Annotated in this window: 1 protein-coding gene; it reads left to right on the forward strand. The window is 69.0% G+C overall.

What is annotated here, in order from left to right; translation table 11 throughout:
* Window positions 1-816 (forward strand): DUF5801 repeats-in-toxin domain-containing protein (locus ACXJ7R_RS34890; RefSeq protein WP_457155767.1); only part of this gene is annotated, 816 nt, incomplete at both ends.

The raw sequence follows: 816 nt of genomic DNA on the forward strand, positions 1-816 counted from the left end.
CAGGAAGGCAGGAAGGCGGCACGACGGCATTCTCGCTGGCGGTGTCCGCCGCCGGCGTGGATTCCGGCCTCGACACGACCGCCGGCACCAGCATCTTCCTGTTCAAGGAAGGCGATCTGGTGGTCGGCCGCATCGGCGGGGCCGGTGGGGCGGCGGCGTTCGCTGTCGCCATCAACAGCACGACCGGCGTCGTCAGCGTGGCGCAGTATGCCTCGATCCATCATCCGACCCCGGGAGCCAGCCACGACGAGTCGGTGAACATCACCGACAGCGCCTTGCTGGCGGTGGTGACGGTCACCGACGGTGACGGCGACACAGCGACCAGTTCGACCGGTATCGGCGATGCCGTGCAGTTCCAGGATGACGGCCCGACGGCGGGCATCGTCCAGGGCGCTCCCACAGTGGCGCATGACGAGACTGCAGGCATCCAGGCAGATGCCGACGACACCACGGCACCAGCGGTCGTCGCCCTGTTTGCGGGCGTCAGCAATGTCAGCTCCGATCTGAGCCCGACCGGCTACGCGCAGGACCCAGGCGCGGTGGTGAGTTCCACCGGAAGCTCGTTCGGCGCCGACCAGGAAGGCGGCACGACGGCATTCTCGCTGGCGGTGTCCGCCGCCGGCGTGGATTCCGGCCTCGACACGACCGCCGGCACCAGCATCTTCCTGTTCAAGGAAGGCGATCTGGTGGTCGGCCGCATCGGCGGGGCCGGTGGGGCGGCGGCGTTCGCTGTCGCCATCAACAGCACGACCGGCGTCGTCAGCGTGGCGCAGTATGCCTCGATCCATCATCCGACCCCGGGAGCCAGCCACGACG

This window comes from Mesorhizobium sp. P5_C1 (genome assembly GCF_054049815.1).